Below are 16,564 nucleotides of genomic sequence, written 5' to 3'. Positions count from 1 at the left end.
GTGCGACCTTACTGCTTATCAGCGTCAGGTTCAGCGCTGAACTGCGCACGGCTCTGCTCGGCACCCTGCCACAGACGCTCAAGGTCGTAGAACTGGCGGGCCGTTGGCAGCATCACGTGCACCACGATGTCGCCGAGGTCGAGCAATGCCCACTCGCCGGTGTCCATGCCTTCAGTACCGATCGGGCGCACGCCCTGCTCTTTTACTTTTTCCAACACGTTGTCGATCAGCGATTTAACGTGACGGCTGGAGGTGCCGCTGGCGATCAGCATGAAATCGGTGATGCTGGTTTTGCCGCGTACATCGATGGTGGTGATGTCCTGCGCTTTGATTTCTTCCAGAGCAGCGGTGGCCAGTTTGACCAGGTCTTCGCTCGGCATGATTTTTTTTGCGTTCGTCATAAGTAACTCGTTTGCCTCGTGTTCAATTCGCGCCACGGTACAGTCCGTGCGCATGGATATAGGCCAGTACCGCGTCAGGCACTAAAAAGCGTGCCGACTTTCCGCTCGCCAGTAGCGCGCGGATCTGGGTGGCCGACACCGCCAAGGGTGTCTGCCAGATAAAAGCAATTTGCCCACTCGGCCCACTCAGGGCCGATGGGTCACTCACACTGCGCGCGGCCAACAGGTTACGCAGCGCTTCGGGCGCCTCACTGTTGGCATCCGGACGCTGCAACACCAAGATATGGCAATGCTCCAACAACTCATCCCAGCGCTGCCAACCGGGCAAGCCACAGAAGGCATCCCACCCTAGGATGAGCAACAACTGGTCATCGTCCGCCAACTCAGCGCGCAATGACTCCAACGTATCGATGCTGTAGGACGGCTTGTCGCGTTTCAGTTCGCGATCATCCACCTGCAGCACAGTGGCGCCCGCAAGCGCCAGTTCAACCATAGCCAGGCGATCCATCGCACTGACCTGCGGTGCGCTGCGGTGCGGCGGCCGCGCATTGGGTATCAGGCGCAGCTCATCCAATAACAGCGCCTCGGCGACTTCCACGGCGCTGCGCAAATGACCGATATGCACCGGATCAAAGGTGCCACCGAGCACACCGATGCGGCGGGCGTCGGTACGTCGGACGCCGTCGCGTCGGGCCATCAGGTACGGATATGCCCGTCGCCGAACACCACATACTTCTCGCTGGTCAGGCCATCCAGGCCGACCGGGCCACGGGCATGCAACTTGTCCGTGGAGATACCGATTTCCGCACCCAAACCGTACTCAAACCCATCGGCAAAGCGGGTCGAGGCGTTGACCATCACCGAGGCGGAATCCACTTCGGTCAGGAAGCGCCGCGCATCACTGAAGTTCTCGGTAATGATCGAGTCGGTGTGCTTGGAACCGTAGTGGTTGATGTGCTCAATCGCTGTTTCCAGCGAATCAACAATACGAATCGCCAGGATCGGCGCGTTGTATTCGGCAAACCAGTCGTCTTCGCTCGCTTCCAACACATCACTGCCCAGCAGTGCGCGGGTCGCGGCATCGCCACGCAGTTCAACGCCCTTGTCGCGGTAGATAGCGGCCAGAGACGGCAACACCTTGGCGGCAACGGCGCTATGCACCAGCAAGGTTTCCATGGCATTGCATGGCGAGTAACGCTGGGTCTTGGCGTTATCGGCAACCCGAATCGCCTTGTCGAGATCGGCGGCGACGTCGATGTAGACGTGGCACACGCCATCCAAATGCTTGATCACCGGCACCTTGGCATCGCGGCTGATGCGCTCGATCAGGCCCTTACCACCACGCGGCACGATCACATCCACGAACTCGGGCATGGTGATCAGCGCACCGACAGCGGCGCGGTCAGTGGTTTCCACCACTTGCACGGCGCTGGCAGGCAAGCCAGCTTCGCTCAAACCCAGCTGAATGCAGCGGGCAATCGCCTGGTTGGAATGAATCGCCTCGGAGCCGCCACGCAGAATGGTCGCATTACCGGATTTCAGGCACAGGCTGGCGGCATCGATGGTCACGTTCGGCCGCGACTCATAAATGATGCCAATCACGCCAAGCGGCACACGCATCTTGCCGACCTGAATACCGGACGGCATAAAGCGCATGTCGCGGATCTCACCAATCGGGTCTGGCAGCGTGGCGACCTGACGCAGACCTTCGATCATGCTGTCGATCACCGCTGGGGTCAGCGCCAGACGATCGACCATGGCCGGTTCCAGACCGCTGGCGCGCGCGGCGGCCAGGTCCAGTTCATTGGCACTGGCCAACTCGCTGCGCGCAGCATCCAGCGCGGCGGCAGCGGCCTGCAAAGCACGATTTTTCTGCGCAGTACTGGCGCGCGCGAGCACGCGCGAGGCGCTGCGAGCGGCCTGTCCCAGGCGGGTCATATAGTCGAGCACGGACTCAGTCATAGTCTTGGCGGGTCTGGCGGTTGAAAAAAGTCGCTGAGTATAACGGTCGCGCCGCTCCACGCCCAGCGCTGCGCGGCGGACGGTAGGCGCGAAGCAGCAGACACGCGCGCATTCAGGCACGCTTCATGCGCTTATTGTTACTATCGCCCACCCCATGTACCGCCGAGCAACCGTGACAGCGCATGCCACACGCCCCCAACCCTAGCCCGCCCTGGCCCCAAGGCCGCGCCCTGCCGGCGAGCTTTTTCGACCGCGATGCACGCGTGTTGGCGCGCGAACTGCTCGGCAAGGTAATTCGCCATAAGCACGGCGAGCACTGGCTGAGCGCACGGATTATTGAAACCGAAGCCTATTACCTAAGCGAGAAAGGCAGTCACGCGTCCCTCGGCTATACCCATAAACGCCGAGCGCTGTTTATGGCGGGCGGGCACATTTATATGTACTACGCGCGCGGCGGCGATTCACTGAACTTTAGCGCTCAGGGGCCGGGCAACGCAGTGCTGATCAAATCCGCCTACCCGTGGCAGGACACGCACAGCGGCGCGGATGCCGTAGCCCAGATGCAACGCAACAACCCCGACCGCCAAGGCCGAGCACGCCCGCTAGACAAACTGTGCAATGGCCAAACCCTCCTGTGCAAAGCCCTCGGACTAAAAGTGCCCGATTGGGACGCACAACCCTTCGATGAGCAGCGTTTGTTTGTCGAAGACCTCGAGCACGCCCCCGCGCACGTCGTGCAATGCACGCGCCTGGGCATCCCCCAGGGCCGAGACGAGCAACTGCCCTACCGTTTTGTCGACGCCGACTTTGCCCGCCATTGCACGCGTAACCCACTGCGCCGCGGACAACTAGCCGGCCAGGATTATCACTTACTCAGCCGTACGGACAATCATCGATGAGCCACTGGTTCGACACCCTGACCCTCTGGCTGAGCGCCAACCCGCAATGGCTGGGCCTGGCCATTTTTCTGCTCGCCTGCCTCGAATGCCTGGCGATTGTCGGCTTATTGGTGCCCGGCACCGTGCTGCTGTTCGCGGTGGCCGCACTGGCGGGCAACGGCGCACTGGGCCTGAGCGAAACCCTGTTGCTGGCTTTTTTCGGCGGTATGCTGGGCGACTGCCTGTCCTATGCGCTGGGGCGTTATTTTCATCAGGACATCGGCCGATTACCGGTACTGCGCAATAACCCACAGTGGCTGAGCAGCGCACACGGTTACTTTCTGCGTTACGGCGTCACCAGCCTGTTGATCGGTCGTTTTATCGGCCCGCTACGCCCCATGCTGCCGATGATCGCGGGCATGTTCGACATGCCCTTCGCACGCTTTTTTATCGTCAGCCTGCTGGCCGGAGTCGGTTGGTCAGTCGCCTACATGCTGCCTGGCTGGGCGACTGGCGCGGCGCTGCGCCTGCCGCTGCCGGAAGGCTTCTGGACGGAGGCCGGGGCCATTGTGGCCGGCGTGGCGCTGGTGGTTGCCGTCAGCGTACAAGGCAGCGTGCGCGGCCTGCGCCATACCAGTTTGCTGACTGCGGGTGCGTGCCTGGCGCTGCTGATTGGCCTGATGCTCAGCTGGCCACACCTCAGCCCGCTCGACCAAGGCCTGCTGAGCCTGGTTCAGGAGCATCGTGCGCCCGCACTGGATACGCTGATGGTGCTGATCACCCGCCTCGGCGATCTGACCACGCAACTGGCAGCCGCTTTACTGCTGTGTTTGGCGCTGCTGGTAACGCGGCAATGGCGAACCCTATGTTTGGCCATCGGCACCCTGCTTGGCACGGCCTTAGCAAACAGCGCGCTAAAGACGCTCTTCGCGCGCAGCCGCCCCGATGTGCTGCTCGAACCCCTGAGCAGCTTCAGCTTTCCCAGTGGCCACAGCTCGGCAGCGTTTGCCTTCTTCTTACTACTCGGGGTGCTGGCCGGGCGCGGACAACCGCCGCGCATGCGCCTGGCCTGGCTGCTCCTGGCAAGCTTCCCCGCTGCGGCGATTGCCGGTTCAAGGGTTTACCTGGGAGTGCATTGGCCCAGCGACATCATTGCCGGCGCCATCCTGGCGGCCTGCATCTGCGCCCTGAGCCTGACACTGGTGCAATGGCGCACAGCGCTGCCGGCCTTGCCTAAAAAGACGTGGTGGCTGCTGCTACCGGCGATTATCGCTCTGCTGGGCGGCATCACCACCTGGCAGTTGTCCGCCGGGCTGCAGCTGTACCGCTACTGACGCTCGCCCTGCAACTGCTCAAGCAGTTGCTGCAACAGCTCCAAGCGCAACGGTGCATCGACGGTTTCGAGCAACGTCAGCTTTTGCTCAACGTCCAACGGCAACAGGTAAGCCAGTTGGTTAGCCAATGCATCCTGGCCTGTCGGCTCGCTCGGCATACCCAAGGACGCCACCAGCGGATGTGCGTTTAGCGCCTCCAGCAGGGCGGCCAAGTCGGCATGCTCAGTGGTCAGAGGCTGCTCCGGCGGCTCATCCAGCCACTCGACCTCGGCCAGGGCCAGCTGGTCAGGCAGCACTTGGGCGCGCTGCACGCGAAACCGCCGACCGCCTTCAACCCGGATACCCAACAGGCCATTGGGCCGCTGCTGGAAGTCGCGGATCAGCGCCTCACAACCGACGGCCGAAAACTGCCCGGCAGCCTCACCCACCTCAGCGCCATCGATGATGCAGACCACGCCAAAGCCCTGGTTCTGCTTCATGCAACGGCTGACCATGTCCAGGTAACGCGCTTCGAACACCTGTAAATCCAGCATGCAGCCTGGAAACAGCACGGTATTCAGTGGAAACAATGGCAGGGTCATGGGCACCTCCTTATAGCCACAACAAAATAGCCAGCGGCAGCAACACGGCCGTGAACACGCCCATCAGGCTCATCGCCAGGGCAGCAAATGCCCCGCACTCCTCGCCTTCCTGCAGGGCGCGCGCGGTGCCGACCGCATGCGCGGTCAGGCCCAAGGCCATACCCAGCGCTGCGGGATGCTGCACCCCCAGACGCTTAAGCAATGACGGGCCGATGATCGCGCCAATAATCCCGGTGATCATCACAAACACCGCGGCCAACGCCGCAATACCGCCAATCTGACTGGCCACCAACATGGCAATCGGCGAGGTCACCGACTTGGGCGCCATGCTCATCAGCATGATGTGTTCCGCGCCAAAGGCCCAGGCCAGGGTCACCCCCAGCGCCGTAGCAACCACACCGGCCACCAGCAGCGTAATAAAGGTCGGCCAGAACAGCTGACGAATCCGCCGCAAGTTAACAAACAACGGTACCGCCAGCGCCACCGTGGCGGGCCCGAGGAACAGGGTCAGCGCGGTGGCACTATCTTTGTACTCCGCGAAGGTCAGGCCGCAGGCCAGGAGAATGCCGATCACCGTGAGCATCGACACCAGCACCGGCTGCAGAAACACCCAGCGGGTCTTTTCGTAAGCGGCCATGGCCAACTGATAAGCACCAAGGGTAATGCCGACGCCAAACAGAGGATGGTGCGTCAGCGCCTGCCAGGCGGCGTGCCATTCCACAGTCATGCGTCCCTCCTGCGTTGCTGGCGGTTGATCAGTTTCTGCATCAGCCAGCCGGCGAATGCAATGGACAGCAACAGGGATAACAGCAGCGCACCGGCAATCGCCCAAAAGTCGGCAGAGATCGCCTCGGCATAGGCCATTACCCCTACCGCTGGCGGCACCAGCAATAACGGCAGGTACTTCAGCAGGCTGCCTGAAGCCTGACGCAGCGGCTCACCCACCTCACCACGCAACAACAGAAAAGCAAACAGCAGCAGCATGCCGATAATCGGCCCCGGCAGCATCGGTATCAGCAAAACGTTCAGCGCAGTGCCGAGCAACTGGCACAGCACCAGCCAAAAAAGGCCGCGTAACAACATGACGGGTAATCTCCGAATCGTATGATCCCAGGCGTAATGCCACGCATTATAAGCAAAAGCCCCCTGTAACGGCCGGTTTACAGCGGTTGCGCGAGATAAACCGTGACCTAAGGCCGCGCTGCACTCGCCACTTGACCCGGTGGCGAACCCATGATGATCTTAGGACAGAAGGATTTACGCCCCCAAAAAAAACAACACTCGCGTCTTCAAGGAGAAACCATGACTTCAGTACCCGCCGCCGAACTGTCCAGCTACATCGGCAAAGAACTTGGCCGCTCCGACTGGCTGACCATCGACCAAGAACGCATCAACCAGTTCGCCGAATGCACGGGCGACCACCAGTTCATCCATGTCGATCCGGAAAAAGCCAAGCTCACCCCGTTCGGCACCACCATCGCCCACGGTTTTCTCTCGCTGTCACTGGTGCCCAAGCTGATGGAAGGCATCATGATCATGCCCACTGGGCTGAAAATGGCCGTCAACTATGGCCTGGACAGCGTGCGTTTTATCCAACCGGTAAAGGTCAATTCCAAGGTTCGTCTGTCAGCCACCCTGACCGAAGTGACGGAGAAAAATCCGGGCCAGTGGCTGCTCAAGGCCAAGGTAGTGCTGGAAATCGAAGGCTCGGAAAAACCGGCCTATATCGCTGAGCCGCTGACCCTCTGCTTCGTCTGATCACTGCCGCCAAACCAAAGCGCACAGACATCCGTCTGTGCGCCTCTGTTGTGGCCGCTACGCGCGCTCTATCACGGCACATGCAGCGGTTTAAGGCATACTCAGCCGACCCTACAGACCGGATTTTCTGCATGCGCCGCCTTTCCCATCTAGCGCCCTTGAGCCTTGCTCTACTGCTTGCCGCCTGTGGCGATGGCGAACCGCTGTTGCCCGCCGACGCGGTGCTGCCCGATGGCGGGCGCTACCGTGGCGAGGTACTCGACGGCCTGCTGCAAGGCCCGGGCCGCCTGGATTACAGCGACGGCCGTTATTACCTGGGATCGTTTAAAGATGGCCAGTTCAACGGAACCGGTGAATGGCACAGTGCGCAGGGCGAGGTGTATAGCGGGGAATTTCAGGGCGGTCATTTCCATGGCCAGGGCCGCCTGGATTACAGCGATGGCAGCCGCTATATCGGTGGCTTTGCCAACGGCGCGCCCAACGGCGAAGGCCACCTCAAAAGCAGCGAACTGGAATACCGCGGCGAATTCAGCAATGGCCTCTACAGCGGCCTGGGCTCGTTGCAGTGGAGCCATGGCGAACGCTTCCAGGGCCAGTTCCGCAAGGGCCAGCCCCACGGCCAAGGCGTCCTGAGCGACGCTGAAGGCAATGAATACGCGGGCACCTTTGATAATCAGCAACTCAACGGCCAGGGCAGTTTCAAGAACCTGGGCGGCGATCTCTACAGCGGTGAGTTCCGCGACAACCAATTCCACGGCAAAGGTCGCTTTCAAAGTGCGGATGGCGACGTCTGGGGCGGGCGCTTCGTAAATGGCAGCCTGACCGGCCAAGGCCAGTTCAAGGGCGTCGATGGCAGCCATTACGTTGGCCAGTTCCGCGACTGGAACTACCACGGCGAAGGCCGCCTAACCCTCGTCGACGGCAGCGTTTATCAGGGCCACTTTGCCTACGGCAAATACCACGGCAAAGGCAGCCTGACCCAGGCAGACGGCAGCCTGCAAAGCGGTACCTGGCGGCAAGGCCGGCTGATTCGCGACAGCGACGGCCAGGCAGTACCCGACACTTTGGCTATTGGCTTACTGGAGCAAGGCCGACTGCTCGACGCCGCCATTGACCAGCTGCCCGCCTCGACCCCCGCCATCGAACTGTATGCGCTGACCCTGGCCGGCGACGGCAAACAAAGCGTGTTTATGCGCGAGGCCGACTACGTGGGTGACCTGCTGCAAAACCGCTTTGCTGCCCACGGCCTGATTACCCTGGTCAATCACCGCGACCACCTGGCGGATCGCCCGCTGGCCACCAGCGCCAGCCTGGGTCGCAGCATTCGGGCCCTGGCTGAACGCAGCGGTGAAGAAGACCTGATCTTTATCTACCTGACCAGCCACGGCTCCGCGCAACACGAGCTGCACCTCGACCAGCCACGCCTGCAGCTCAGCGACCTACCCGCCAGCGAACTGGCCACCCTGCTGACACCGCTTAAAGAGCGCTACAAGGTGCTGGTAATTTCGGCCTGCTACTCGGGTGGTTTTATCCCCAAAATGCAAGATGAGAAAACCCTGGTGATCACCGCCGCGCGCGCCGACCGGGTGTCCTTCGGCTGCTCGGAGGAAAATGATTTCACTTACTTCGGCCGTGCGTTATTTGCCGAAGCCCTGCAACAGACCGATGACCTGCAGCGCGCCTTCACACTGGCCCAGGCCAGCGTCGCCGCGCGCGAAAAGGCCGATGGCTTCGAGCCGTCCGAACCGCAAATCTGGCCCGCCAAGGCGGTCCTCGCACAGTGGCATAAGCTGCGTGAGCAGCAAGCGGCACTCGCCCTCAACAGCCAAAACGCCGCGCAACCTACGGACCAGCCGTAACCCTTACAGCGACCTGCAAGCGCAGAGTGCGCAGCCCCTACAGCCTGTTAAGCTGATGGATATCAGCGGAGAACCCCACGCTATGTATTTGACGCCCCAGCACATCCTTCTCGCAGGCGCCACCGGCCTGACCGGCGAGCACTTGCTGGACCGCCTGCTGAATGAGCCCACGGTCGCCCGCGTGCTAGCCCCCAGCCGCCGGCCACTGGCTGAGCATGCGCACCTGGACAACCCGCAGGGCGAGCTGCTTGCCCTACTGCCGCAACTGCAGGGCAAGGTCGATACGGCCTTCTGCTGCCTGGGCAGCACAATTAAACAGGCCGGCTCGCAAGCTGCCTTTCGCGCCGTCGACCATGATCTGGTCATCGCCTTCGCCGAACGTGCCCGCGCCCTCGGTGCGCGCCACCTGCTGGTGATCAGCGCCCTCGGTGCAGACCAGGGCTCGACAGTGTTTTACAACCAGGTCAAAGGTCAGATGGAGCAAGCCCTGCGCGCGCAAGACTGGCCGCAACTGACCATCGTCCGCCCCTCGCTGCTACTCGGCGCGCGCCAGGAGTTTCGCCTCGGCGAACGCCTTGCCGCACCTTTTATGCGCTGGCTGCCGGGCAAATACCGCGGCATCGACGCCACCGTACTGGCCCGCGCCTTGTGGCGCTTGGCCCTGGAAGAAGATGCCGGCACTCGCGTGATCGAATCAGACCAACTGCGCCGCCTCGGCCGCTAACAGAAGACCCCACCTATGAGCACCACCCCGCACGACCTAATCAGCGCCCTGAAGCATGCCGACATGCTGGAAATCGACGGCCTGCATGCCTGGCAGTTCAGCCTCAACGCCGAACAACTGGCGCAGCATCAGACTGGCGGCCAAGCGGCCACCGACGCGCCGCTGTTGAGCATCGAATGCATGGACGGCCGCGCCCTGTGCAAATGGCACTTCAGCCTGGCCCAGATAATCGCCGCGCGCTTTGATGGTGAAGCCGATGCCTGGCGCCTCAACGACACGGCCGGCCCTCACCTGATCAAGTGCTTTGCCGCCGTCAGCGGCGACAACAGCGATCAGCCGGAAGACGCCAGCAACGACGCCGAATAGCGCAACGCGCGAGGTAAACCCTGTGGGCTTATATGACCGTTACCTGCTGCCGCACCTGATCGACTTCGTCTGCGGCATGGGCGCGGTGATGAAGGCCCGCTCGCAGTTGGTGCCTCAAGCCCACGGGCGGGTGCTGGAAATTGGCATCGGCAGCGGCTTAAACCTGGCGTTCTACGACGCGCAAAAAGTCAGCACGATCATCGGCGTCGACCCCAGCGCCGACATGCAGACGCTGGCCAGGCAACGGGCCGACGCGATCAGTATTCCCGTGGAGATGATTGCCCTGGAACTGGGGCAAATTCAGGCCGAGGATGCCAGCTTCGATTGCATCGTCTGCACCTTCACCCTGTGCACCATTCCCTATGCCGTCGCGGCCCTGCGCGAGATGCGCCGGGTGCTCAAGCCGGGTGGACGTTTACTGTTTTGCGAACACGGCCTGGCACCCGAGCTGCCGGTATTGCGCTGGCAGAATCGCCTGACGCCGCTGTGGAAACCGCTGACCGGTGGTTGCCATCTCAATCGTGATATCGCCGCACTGATCCGCGCGGGCGGCTTTCACATCGGCGAGCTGAGCAACCGTTACCTCAAGGGCCCCAAGCCCATGACCTATATCTATCAGGGCTGGGCCGACTAGGCCGTTGCTATACCGCCAAATCCCACCTATTAGAATTAGACTCCGCTCGGCGCTCTGGCGGCGCAGCGGCAGCCCCTGCTGCAAGCTTCAGCGAGCACGCCACGATTACACCGATTCACACAGCTGCAGGGCTTCAAACGCATCAATGGCAATCGGCTTGCTGAACAAATAACCCTGGAAGTGCTTGCACCCATTCGCCAGCAGCACCTCATGCTGCGCCTGGGTTTCCACACCCTCGGCAATGGCTTCAAGCCCCAGGCTCTCAGCCAACGCCAAAATTGCCCGCACGATCGCCAGGCTGCTGGAACTGCCAGGCAAATCACGCACAAACGACTGGTCGATCTTCAACTGATCAAGCGGTAACTGCTGCAGATAGGCCATTGATGAATAGCCGGTGCCGAAATCATCGATGGAGAACCGAATGCCGATGGCCTGCAGGGTTTGCATGCGCACAGCCGCCTCGTTCTTGTCGGTCAGCAACAGCGACTCGGTAATTTCCAGCTTCAAGCGCTGCGGGTTGGCGCCGCTGTCAGCCAAGGCCTGATGCAAGATGTCGATAAAGTCGTCCTTAAACAGCAGCCGGCTGCTGATATTCACCGACAGGCTCAACCCGGCCAACCGCGGCTCACAGGCCCAGCGCGCCAGCAAACTGCAGCCTTGTTTAAGCACATAGAGATCAAGCTCGGCGATCAGCCCGCTGCGCTCGGCAATTTCAATAAATGTCCCCGGCCCCAGCAAGCCACGCTGCGGATGCTGCCAACGCACCAGCGCTTCCGCGCCCTGCAACTCGCCGTACTGATTGATTTGCGCCTGCAGGTACAGCACAAACTCACCGTCAGCCAGGCCGCGGCGCATATCTTGCTCCAGCTGCAGGCGCAAACTGACCACCTCCTGCATACGCGGGTCATAAAAGCTCAAGGTGTCCTTGCCGGCTGATTTGGAACTGTACATAGACAGGTCGGCGCACTGCATCAGCTCATCCACCGACTGCTGCTCATCGTTGAACAACACGGCGCCTAGGCTCGCGCTGTTGAAGAAGTGCTGACCATTGACCTCATACGGTTCTCGCAAGGCGAGCATCAGCTTGCTGCCGATGTGTTCAACCTGGGAGCCGGCGTCTTCGGCGATAGGTTCCAAGCCCTCAAGCATGATCACAAACTCGTCACCGCCCAAGCGCGCCACCGTATCCAGCTCACGCAAAGCGCTTTTTAACCGTTCGGCCACCTGGCAGAGCAACTCGTCCCCCACCTGATGCCCATAGACATCGTTGACGTTTTTAAAGTCGTCCAGGTCGAGAAAGATCAACGCCGCGTAATGCCCATTGCGGCGGCACAGCGCGGTGGCCTGCTCAAGCCGATCACGTAACAGGCGGCGGTTGGGCAGGCCGGTCAAGGGGTCATAAAAAGCCAGATGGAGGATTTTCTGTTCGGCATTTTTGCGCTCGCTGATATCCACCAACGAGGCCACGTAGTTCGTCACCAGCCCGTTTTCATCATGCACGGCACCAATGGTCAACCACTCGGGGAAGACCTCACCGCACTTGCGCCGATTCCATATCTCGCCTTCCCACAGCCCGGTTTCTTGCAGGCTGCGCCACATAGCCTGATAAAACTCCGGGCCCTGACGCCCCGAACCAAGCATGCGTGTGGGCTGCCCAACAACATCTTCCAGGCTGTAGCCCGATATCTCGCTGAAGGCCCGGTTGGCTTTGAGGATGCGCGTACTGGCATCAGTAATCAGCATGCCTTGGGGCGACTCAAAGGCAATGGCAGAGATGCGTCGATCCAACTCAAGCGCAACACGCTCGGTAATGTCGCGCGCCATAAAAACCAAGGCCCGCTTGCCATTCACCTTAATATCCAGACGCCGCGCACGGCCTTCAAACACCCGCCGCCCCGCCGGCGTTTGCATGTCGTATTCAATACTTTGCGCCTGGTCGCTGGCCAGGGTGCGCCCAATCAACTGCATGAAAAGCTCGGCCTGACTGGTTGGCAGCACATCCGCCATAAGCCGACCCAGCAAGCCGGCACCGCCGGAAAACAGCAGGTCGCTGTCGGGGGCCTTGATCTTCACATAACGGCCATCCTCATCCAGCACCATGGACAGGTCAGGCACCGCCTCGGTAATCGCCCGCAACTGTGCCTCGCTCTGGCGCAGTGCTTCACGGTCACGCTTCTGCCGGCGAATATCCTTCAACAGATAACCGAGCACCACGGTTGCAGGGGTCAAGACCAAGAATAAAGGCCAAACCGCATATTGCCAGGACGCGGCAAACTGCTCAGAGGGTAATAAGGCCAGGTTGGCGAACTGCAAGCACTGCACAAGACCGGCAAAAATCAGTAGCGAGAACACGCTGAATGGCACGCGGCCCGTCATGTGCAGGCGGCGATACGCCAACCCCATAAGCACCGGCATGAGAATGTTGAGCAGCCCCGGCATTGCGCCCACACCGCCCAGCCACAGGCGGTAAACCGCAGCAATAGCGCCAGCAATCAACCCCACCAGTGGCCCACCGAAGAAGGCCGCCATGCTCAGTACCACGGTGCGCGCGTCGAAGATCAAGCCTTGCTCAAGCGTGAAAGGAAATGCCATACCGATCACGCAGGCCGCGCCAAACAACACTCCGGAGAGCAGCTTGCCGGAGATCAAGTTTTCATCCAGATAACGCGTCATCAAACCATGCATCCAACACAGCATAATCAGCAAAATGGCATTATTGATCAGTTCCAGAAGCATTCAGTTATCCAGGTTAGGCGTGGGTAGAGCGTGCGAGCTAGGCCATAAATGATAGCAACTGAGCATGGTTCACGAATGCGCAATGTTCAGGTACCCAGCCCACGGCAGCCAGGCTCAGGTCACGGCTGCTCGCCGCGCAGCTGCAAGGCGTCCACCAGCCCGGCGGCAATCGCCATCCCCACCAGATCAGCGAGGGTTTCGGCCTGCATGCGCTTCATCACCCGCGAGCGGTAGAGGTCGATGGTTTTGACGCTGATATCCAGCTGCTCGGCCATCTCACGGTTGGTGTAGCCACGCACTAACGGCAGCAGCACGTCACGTTCACGCGGGGTGAGGCTGGCCAGGCGCGCTTCCACGGCCTGCAAGCGCGGGTCCGCCTGCTCCGCCGCCGGCGCATGGCTCAAGGCCTGCTGCACGCTGTCGAGCAGCAACTGCTCGTTATAGGGCTTTTCGATAAAGTCCACGGCGCCGGCACGGAAGGCGCGCACCACGATGGGCACATCCGCATGCCCGCTGACGAAGATCACTGGCATTTCAATGCCGCGCGCGCGCATTGCGTCCTGCACATTCAGCCCGCCCATGCCTGGCATGCGCACATCCAGCAGCACACAGCCATGGCTGTGCGTATCACAGGCATCGAGAAATGCCTGACCGCTGGTGAACGGCAGCGCCTTGAGCCCCACGGACTCCAGCAGCCAGACGGTGGAGTCGAGCATGCCCTGGTCATCGTCGACCACATAAACCTGGTGTTGCATCTGCAGGCTCATGCCCTGCTCCTTTTATTGTTATGCATTCGCTGTGTTGCGGCTAAAGCCTCAAACCATTTGCGGCTGGTGGGAGGGGCTTTAGCCGCGCTCGGCAACCCCAGCCAGCGCCTCGGCGTCCTCACCACGTAACAACGGCAGGCGGCACTCCAGGCACAAGCCGCCGGCCGTGCCAGGGTGCGCCTCCAACGCGCCGCCAAAGCCTTCGATGATGCTGCGGCTCATCGACAGCCCCAGCCCCAGCCCTTCGGCCTTGCTGGTGTAGAACGGGGTAAAAATATGCTCCAACTCACCCTGCGCCACACCCGGCCCCTGATCCCACACGCGCACACAGAGTTGGCCATCCTGCTCGGCGGCACTGAGTTCGATACGCGAAGAGTGGCCGGGGTGAGCCTCACGGTTGGCGTCAATGGCATTGCGCAGCAGGTTGAGCAGCACCTGTTCCAGCAGAATCCGGTCGGCATACACCGGTGGCAGATTGTCCGCCAATTGCTCATCGATGGTCACCTGCCAATTACTCGCCTCCCATTGGCACAGCCGCACTGCCTCGCGTGCCACGCTGGCAATATCCAGTGCCTGGGTGCGGCGCTGACCTTTGCGCAGAAAAGCGCGTAAGCGTTTGATCACTTCCGAGGCGTGGTTGGCGTGTTCGTTGATCCGCTCCAGCCCTTGCGCCACCTTACTCGCCGCCTCAGGGTTAGCGCCCAGCGCCTTGAGGTAGCGTTGGCTGGCGCTGGCGTAGTTGACCACCGCGGCCAGCGGTTGATTGATCTCATGGGCGATACCAGAAGCCAGCTCGCCGAGGGTGACCAGCCGCGCCGTGTGCGCCAGCTCATCCTGATGGCGTCGCTGTTCGGCCTCACGCAACTCACGCTCAGTCATATCGCGCGCCACCAGCGAGTAGTAATGCTCGCCATCGCGGCCGCGGTGCGCCAGCAGCACCAGCGACACCGGCAGATGAGCCCGCGGCCCCAGCGGCAGCAGGCGCACCTCGGCGCTCCACACCCCGGCCGCATCGGCAGCCGCCCAACCGTGGCGCTGTAACTGCTGAAAATCGCTGGGTGCCAGCAGCTTTTCGAGCGCCGGCAACGGCTGCTGATCCTCAATATTCAAGGCATGCCGCGCAGACGGATTGAGGTGCGTCAGGTGCCCACTGGGGTCGATAAACAGCACCAGGTCAGTATTGGCTTCCACCACTTCAGCCAGACGCCGCTTGTTCTCTTCGGCCAGGACCCGCGCGGTGATGTCGCGCGACACGCTGACCACTTCAACCACCGCGCCGGTATAGGTTTCGCGGATCGCGCGACTGGCGGTTTCAAACCACAGGTAATGACCATCGCGATGGCGAATCCGGTAGGTCATGGTGTGATAGCCGTTTTGCTCAAGGGCTTCACGGGTGGTATCGACCAGATGCTGCTGGTCCTGTTCATGAAACAGCGCCTGCACCAAGGTCCCACGCAAAGCTTCCGGCCAGTAACCGAGCAGCGTCCAGCTGGCCGGCGAGGCATCGAGAAAACAGCCATCGGGGGTGTGCCGGGAGATCAGGTCCGTGGTGTTCTCGGTAATCAAGCGGTACAGGCGGCTGGCCTTGGCCGCTTCACGCTCAGCCTGCACCTGAGCGGTCGCCGGTCGACAGCGCGCCAGCACCTGCTGCTCGGCAGCGTCGGGCATAAAGGTCCACATCAGCACTTGGCCGGCATGCTGCGCCTCAACCGCTTCGATGGCCCGCCCCTGCTGCAAACAGGCGCGCACCAGTTGTGGCGCGTTGACCGGCAACAAATCGGCCACCTGCGCCAGCGGTTGCTCACCCAGCAGTGTGTGCATGGCGGCATTTAGTTGCAGCGGCCGCGCGTCGATATCCAACAACAGGCTGGGCTGCGGGTCACTGCCCAGCAACCGGCTGCCACGCGCCTGCTGCGGCAGGCTGGCGAGCACCGCCAGCAGTAATTGATGCACCAGCCCGAGCCAGTCACTGCCGGCGTGTTCCTGCAACTCAATCAGCAGTAAACCGGGCTGCCCTTCATCCAGCGCCAGGGCGAGCGCCTGGCCATGGTTGAGCCCGGCACGCCGCACTCGCCCCGCCAGCCAGCATGGCAGTTGACGCAATGCGCCCAAGTCCAGCCGAGGCTCTTGCTGCAAGCGCTCAAACAGCAACTGATCACTGGCCTCTAGCGGGTCACCAAAGCCCGGCGGCAGATGCGGCGCATTGCCTTCATGGCTGTAGATCGCCGTGCTCGCTTGCCAGCGCAAAAAAAACGCCTGGCGCACTTCCGGGCAGGCATGCAGGGCGCGTAACAGCGCATCGGCACGCACCGCCAGCGGCAAGCACTCACGTTGCATACACAACCAGCTGTGCAGCTGCACGGAGATCTCATTCATCCAGTTTCATTCCTATCGGCCACTTATTGCGCGAGGCGGCGCAGCATCAGGCCGGCAGCCGGCAAATGCAAAGCGACCAAGGGCTAATCGCCAGAAAAACAATATAGTATAAATACTATACAACTATGGTTTAACTTCCATATACAAACCATCAGATATATAAATAGACCCAGAACAATACCGGGCCT

The 16,564-nt window shown here is 61.4% G+C and carries 16 protein-coding genes; 7 read left to right on the top strand and 9 right to left on the bottom strand.

All coding sequences use genetic code 11. The annotated features are described in order from the left end of the window. Positions 1-8 precede the first annotated feature (8 nt). Genes rsfS through SOP97_RS18475 form a run of 3 tightly spaced genes read right to left on the bottom strand, consistent with a single transcriptional unit; the run spans position 9 to position 2,363 of the window. Entirely contained in the window at positions 9-380 is a 372-nt protein-coding gene (rsfS, locus tag SOP97_RS18485) for a ribosome silencing factor (RefSeq protein ID WP_274086509.1), read from the bottom strand. A gap of 43 nt (positions 381-423) precedes the next feature. After that, on the bottom strand, positions 424-1,098 hold the full coding sequence (gene nadD, locus SOP97_RS18480; RefSeq protein ID WP_274086424.1) for a nicotinate-nucleotide adenylyltransferase: 675 nt from the start codon (positions 1,096-1,098) through the stop codon (positions 424-426). After that, the gene (locus SOP97_RS18475; protein WP_274086425.1) at positions 1,098-2,363 is read right to left on the bottom strand and encodes a glutamate-5-semialdehyde dehydrogenase; all 1,266 of its coding nucleotides are present in this window, start codon (positions 2,361-2,363) and stop codon (positions 1,098-1,100) included. The genes nadD and SOP97_RS18475 overlap by 1 nt, the downstream gene beginning before the upstream one ends. Positions 2,364-2,545: 182 nt before the next feature. On the opposite strand from SOP97_RS18475, the gene SOP97_RS18470 reads away from it, so the two are divergent. Both SOP97_RS18470 and SOP97_RS18465 read left to right on the top strand, forming a co-directional pair. Continuing rightward, positions 2,546-3,262 (top strand): DNA-3-methyladenine glycosylase, encoded by a 717-nt coding sequence (locus SOP97_RS18470; RefSeq protein WP_274086426.1) that lies wholly within the window; start codon positions 2,546-2,548, stop codon positions 3,260-3,262. Continuing rightward, a complete protein-coding gene (locus SOP97_RS18465) occupies positions 3,259-4,575 on the top strand; it encodes a bifunctional DedA family/phosphatase PAP2 family protein (protein ID WP_274086427.1) in 1,317 nt (438 codons plus the stop codon). The genes SOP97_RS18470 and SOP97_RS18465 overlap by 4 nt, the downstream gene beginning before the upstream one ends. On the opposite strand, the gene SOP97_RS18460 is transcribed toward SOP97_RS18465, so the two are convergent. Genes SOP97_RS18460 through SOP97_RS18450 form a run of 3 tightly spaced genes read right to left on the bottom strand, consistent with a single transcriptional unit; the run spans position 4,569 to position 6,239 of the window. Next, a complete protein-coding gene (locus SOP97_RS18460; RefSeq protein ID WP_274086428.1) occupies positions 4,569-5,156 on the bottom strand; it encodes an LON peptidase substrate-binding domain-containing protein in 588 nt (195 codons plus the stop codon). The genes SOP97_RS18465 and SOP97_RS18460 overlap by 7 nt on opposite strands. A gap of 10 nt (positions 5,157-5,166) precedes the next feature. Continuing rightward, a complete protein-coding gene (locus tag SOP97_RS18455; protein ID WP_411912087.1) occupies positions 5,167-5,883 on the bottom strand; it encodes an LrgB family protein in 717 nt (238 codons plus the stop codon). Continuing rightward, the gene (locus tag SOP97_RS18450; RefSeq protein ID WP_274086429.1) at positions 5,880-6,239 is read right to left on the bottom strand and encodes a CidA/LrgA family protein; all 360 of its coding nucleotides are present in this window, start codon (positions 6,237-6,239) and stop codon (positions 5,880-5,882) included. Before SOP97_RS18450 ends, SOP97_RS18455 begins: the two co-directional genes overlap by 4 nt. Before the next feature lie 219 nt (positions 6,240-6,458). On the opposite strand from SOP97_RS18450, the gene SOP97_RS18445 reads away from it, so the two are divergent. From SOP97_RS18445 to SOP97_RS18425, 5 genes are all read left to right on the top strand, one after another. Next, positions 6,459-6,914 carry a MaoC family dehydratase gene (locus SOP97_RS18445; RefSeq protein WP_274086430.1) on the top strand — a complete coding sequence of 152 codons (456 nt, stop codon included), beginning with the start codon at positions 6,459-6,461 and terminating at the stop codon, positions 6,912-6,914. A gap of 131 nt (positions 6,915-7,045) precedes the next feature. Continuing rightward, a complete protein-coding gene (locus SOP97_RS18440; RefSeq protein WP_274086431.1) occupies positions 7,046-8,773 on the top strand; it encodes a C13 family peptidase in 1,728 nt (575 codons plus the stop codon). 82 nt (positions 8,774-8,855) lie between these two features. After that, on the top strand, positions 8,856-9,497 hold the full coding sequence (locus SOP97_RS18435; protein WP_274086432.1) for an oxidoreductase: 642 nt from the start codon (positions 8,856-8,858) through the stop codon (positions 9,495-9,497). A gap of 15 nt (positions 9,498-9,512) precedes the next feature. Beyond that, the gene (locus SOP97_RS18430) at positions 9,513-9,863 is read left to right on the top strand and encodes a DUF5629 family protein (protein ID WP_274086433.1); all 351 of its coding nucleotides are present in this window, start codon (positions 9,513-9,515) and stop codon (positions 9,861-9,863) included. 22 nt (positions 9,864-9,885) lie between these two features. Then, complete coding sequence (locus tag SOP97_RS18425) at positions 9,886-10,497, top strand: class I SAM-dependent methyltransferase (protein ID WP_274086434.1); 612 nt, start codon at positions 9,886-9,888, stop codon at positions 10,495-10,497. A 105-nt stretch (positions 10,498-10,602) separates the two neighbouring features. On the opposite strand, the gene SOP97_RS18420 is transcribed toward SOP97_RS18425, so the two are convergent. The 3 genes from SOP97_RS18420 to SOP97_RS18410 form a co-directional block, all read right to left on the bottom strand. Continuing rightward, positions 10,603-13,233 carry an EAL domain-containing protein gene (locus tag SOP97_RS18420; RefSeq protein ID WP_322950424.1) on the bottom strand — a complete coding sequence of 877 codons (2,631 nt, stop codon included), beginning with the start codon at positions 13,231-13,233 and terminating at the stop codon, positions 10,603-10,605. Positions 13,234-13,352: 119 nt separating this feature from the next. Further along, positions 13,353-14,000: a response regulator transcription factor gene (locus SOP97_RS18415; protein WP_411912086.1), complete on the bottom strand. Its 648-nt coding sequence runs from the start codon at positions 13,998-14,000 to the stop codon at positions 13,353-13,355. Between the two features lie 78 nt (positions 14,001-14,078). Next, positions 14,079-16,376 carry a PAS domain-containing sensor histidine kinase gene (locus tag SOP97_RS18410; protein WP_274086436.1) on the bottom strand — a complete coding sequence of 766 codons (2,298 nt, stop codon included), beginning with the start codon at positions 16,374-16,376 and terminating at the stop codon, positions 14,079-14,081. Positions 16,377-16,564 lie beyond the last annotated feature (188 nt).

This window comes from Pseudomonas spirodelae (assembly GCF_034653255.1).
Lineage (GTDB): Bacteria > Pseudomonadota > Gammaproteobacteria > Pseudomonadales > Pseudomonadaceae > Aquipseudomonas > Aquipseudomonas spirodelae.
Note: the sequence above shows the minus strand (reverse complement) of the source record. Positions and strands in the feature narration are given on the sequence as shown.

Bases quoted from the DNA above. Each gene is read 5' to 3' on its own strand.
- rsfS (WP_274086509.1), bottom strand. From the start codon at position 380: ATGCCGAGCGAAGACCTGGTCAAACTGGCCACCGCTGCTCTGGAAGAA.
- nadD (WP_274086424.1), bottom strand. From the start codon at position 1,098: ATGGCCCGACGCGACGGCGTCCGACGTACCGACGCCCGCCGCATCGGT.
- SOP97_RS18475 (WP_274086425.1), bottom strand. From the start codon at position 2,363: ATGACTGAGTCCGTGCTCGACTATATGACCCGCCTGGGACAGGCCGCT.
- SOP97_RS18470 (WP_274086426.1), top strand. From the start codon at position 2,546: ATGCCACACGCCCCCAACCCTAGCCCGCCCTGGCCCCAAGGCCGCGCC.
- SOP97_RS18465 (WP_274086427.1), top strand. From the start codon at position 3,259: ATGAGCCACTGGTTCGACACCCTGACCCTCTGGCTGAGCGCCAACCCG.
- SOP97_RS18460 (WP_274086428.1), bottom strand. From the start codon at position 5,156: ATGACCCTGCCATTGTTTCCACTGAATACCGTGCTGTTTCCAGGCTGC.
- SOP97_RS18455 (WP_411912087.1), bottom strand. From the start codon at position 5,883: ATGACTGTGGAATGGCACGCCGCCTGGCAGGCGCTGACGCACCATCCT.
- SOP97_RS18450 (WP_274086429.1), bottom strand. From the start codon at position 6,239: ATGTTGTTACGCGGCCTTTTTTGGCTGGTGCTGTGCCAGTTGCTCGGC.
- SOP97_RS18445 (WP_274086430.1), top strand. From the start codon at position 6,459: ATGACTTCAGTACCCGCCGCCGAACTGTCCAGCTACATCGGCAAAGAA.
- SOP97_RS18440 (WP_274086431.1), top strand. From the start codon at position 7,046: ATGCGCCGCCTTTCCCATCTAGCGCCCTTGAGCCTTGCTCTACTGCTT.
- SOP97_RS18435 (WP_274086432.1), top strand. From the start codon at position 8,856: ATGTATTTGACGCCCCAGCACATCCTTCTCGCAGGCGCCACCGGCCTG.
- SOP97_RS18430 (WP_274086433.1), top strand. From the start codon at position 9,513: ATGAGCACCACCCCGCACGACCTAATCAGCGCCCTGAAGCATGCCGAC.
- SOP97_RS18420 (WP_322950424.1), bottom strand. From the start codon at position 13,233: ATGCTTCTGGAACTGATCAATAATGCCATTTTGCTGATTATGCTGTGT.
- SOP97_RS18415 (WP_411912086.1), bottom strand. From the start codon at position 14,000: ATGAGCCTGCAGATGCAACACCAGGTTTATGTGGTCGACGATGACCAG.
- SOP97_RS18410 (WP_274086436.1), bottom strand. From the start codon at position 16,376: ATGAATGAGATCTCCGTGCAGCTGCACAGCTGGTTGTGTATGCAACGT.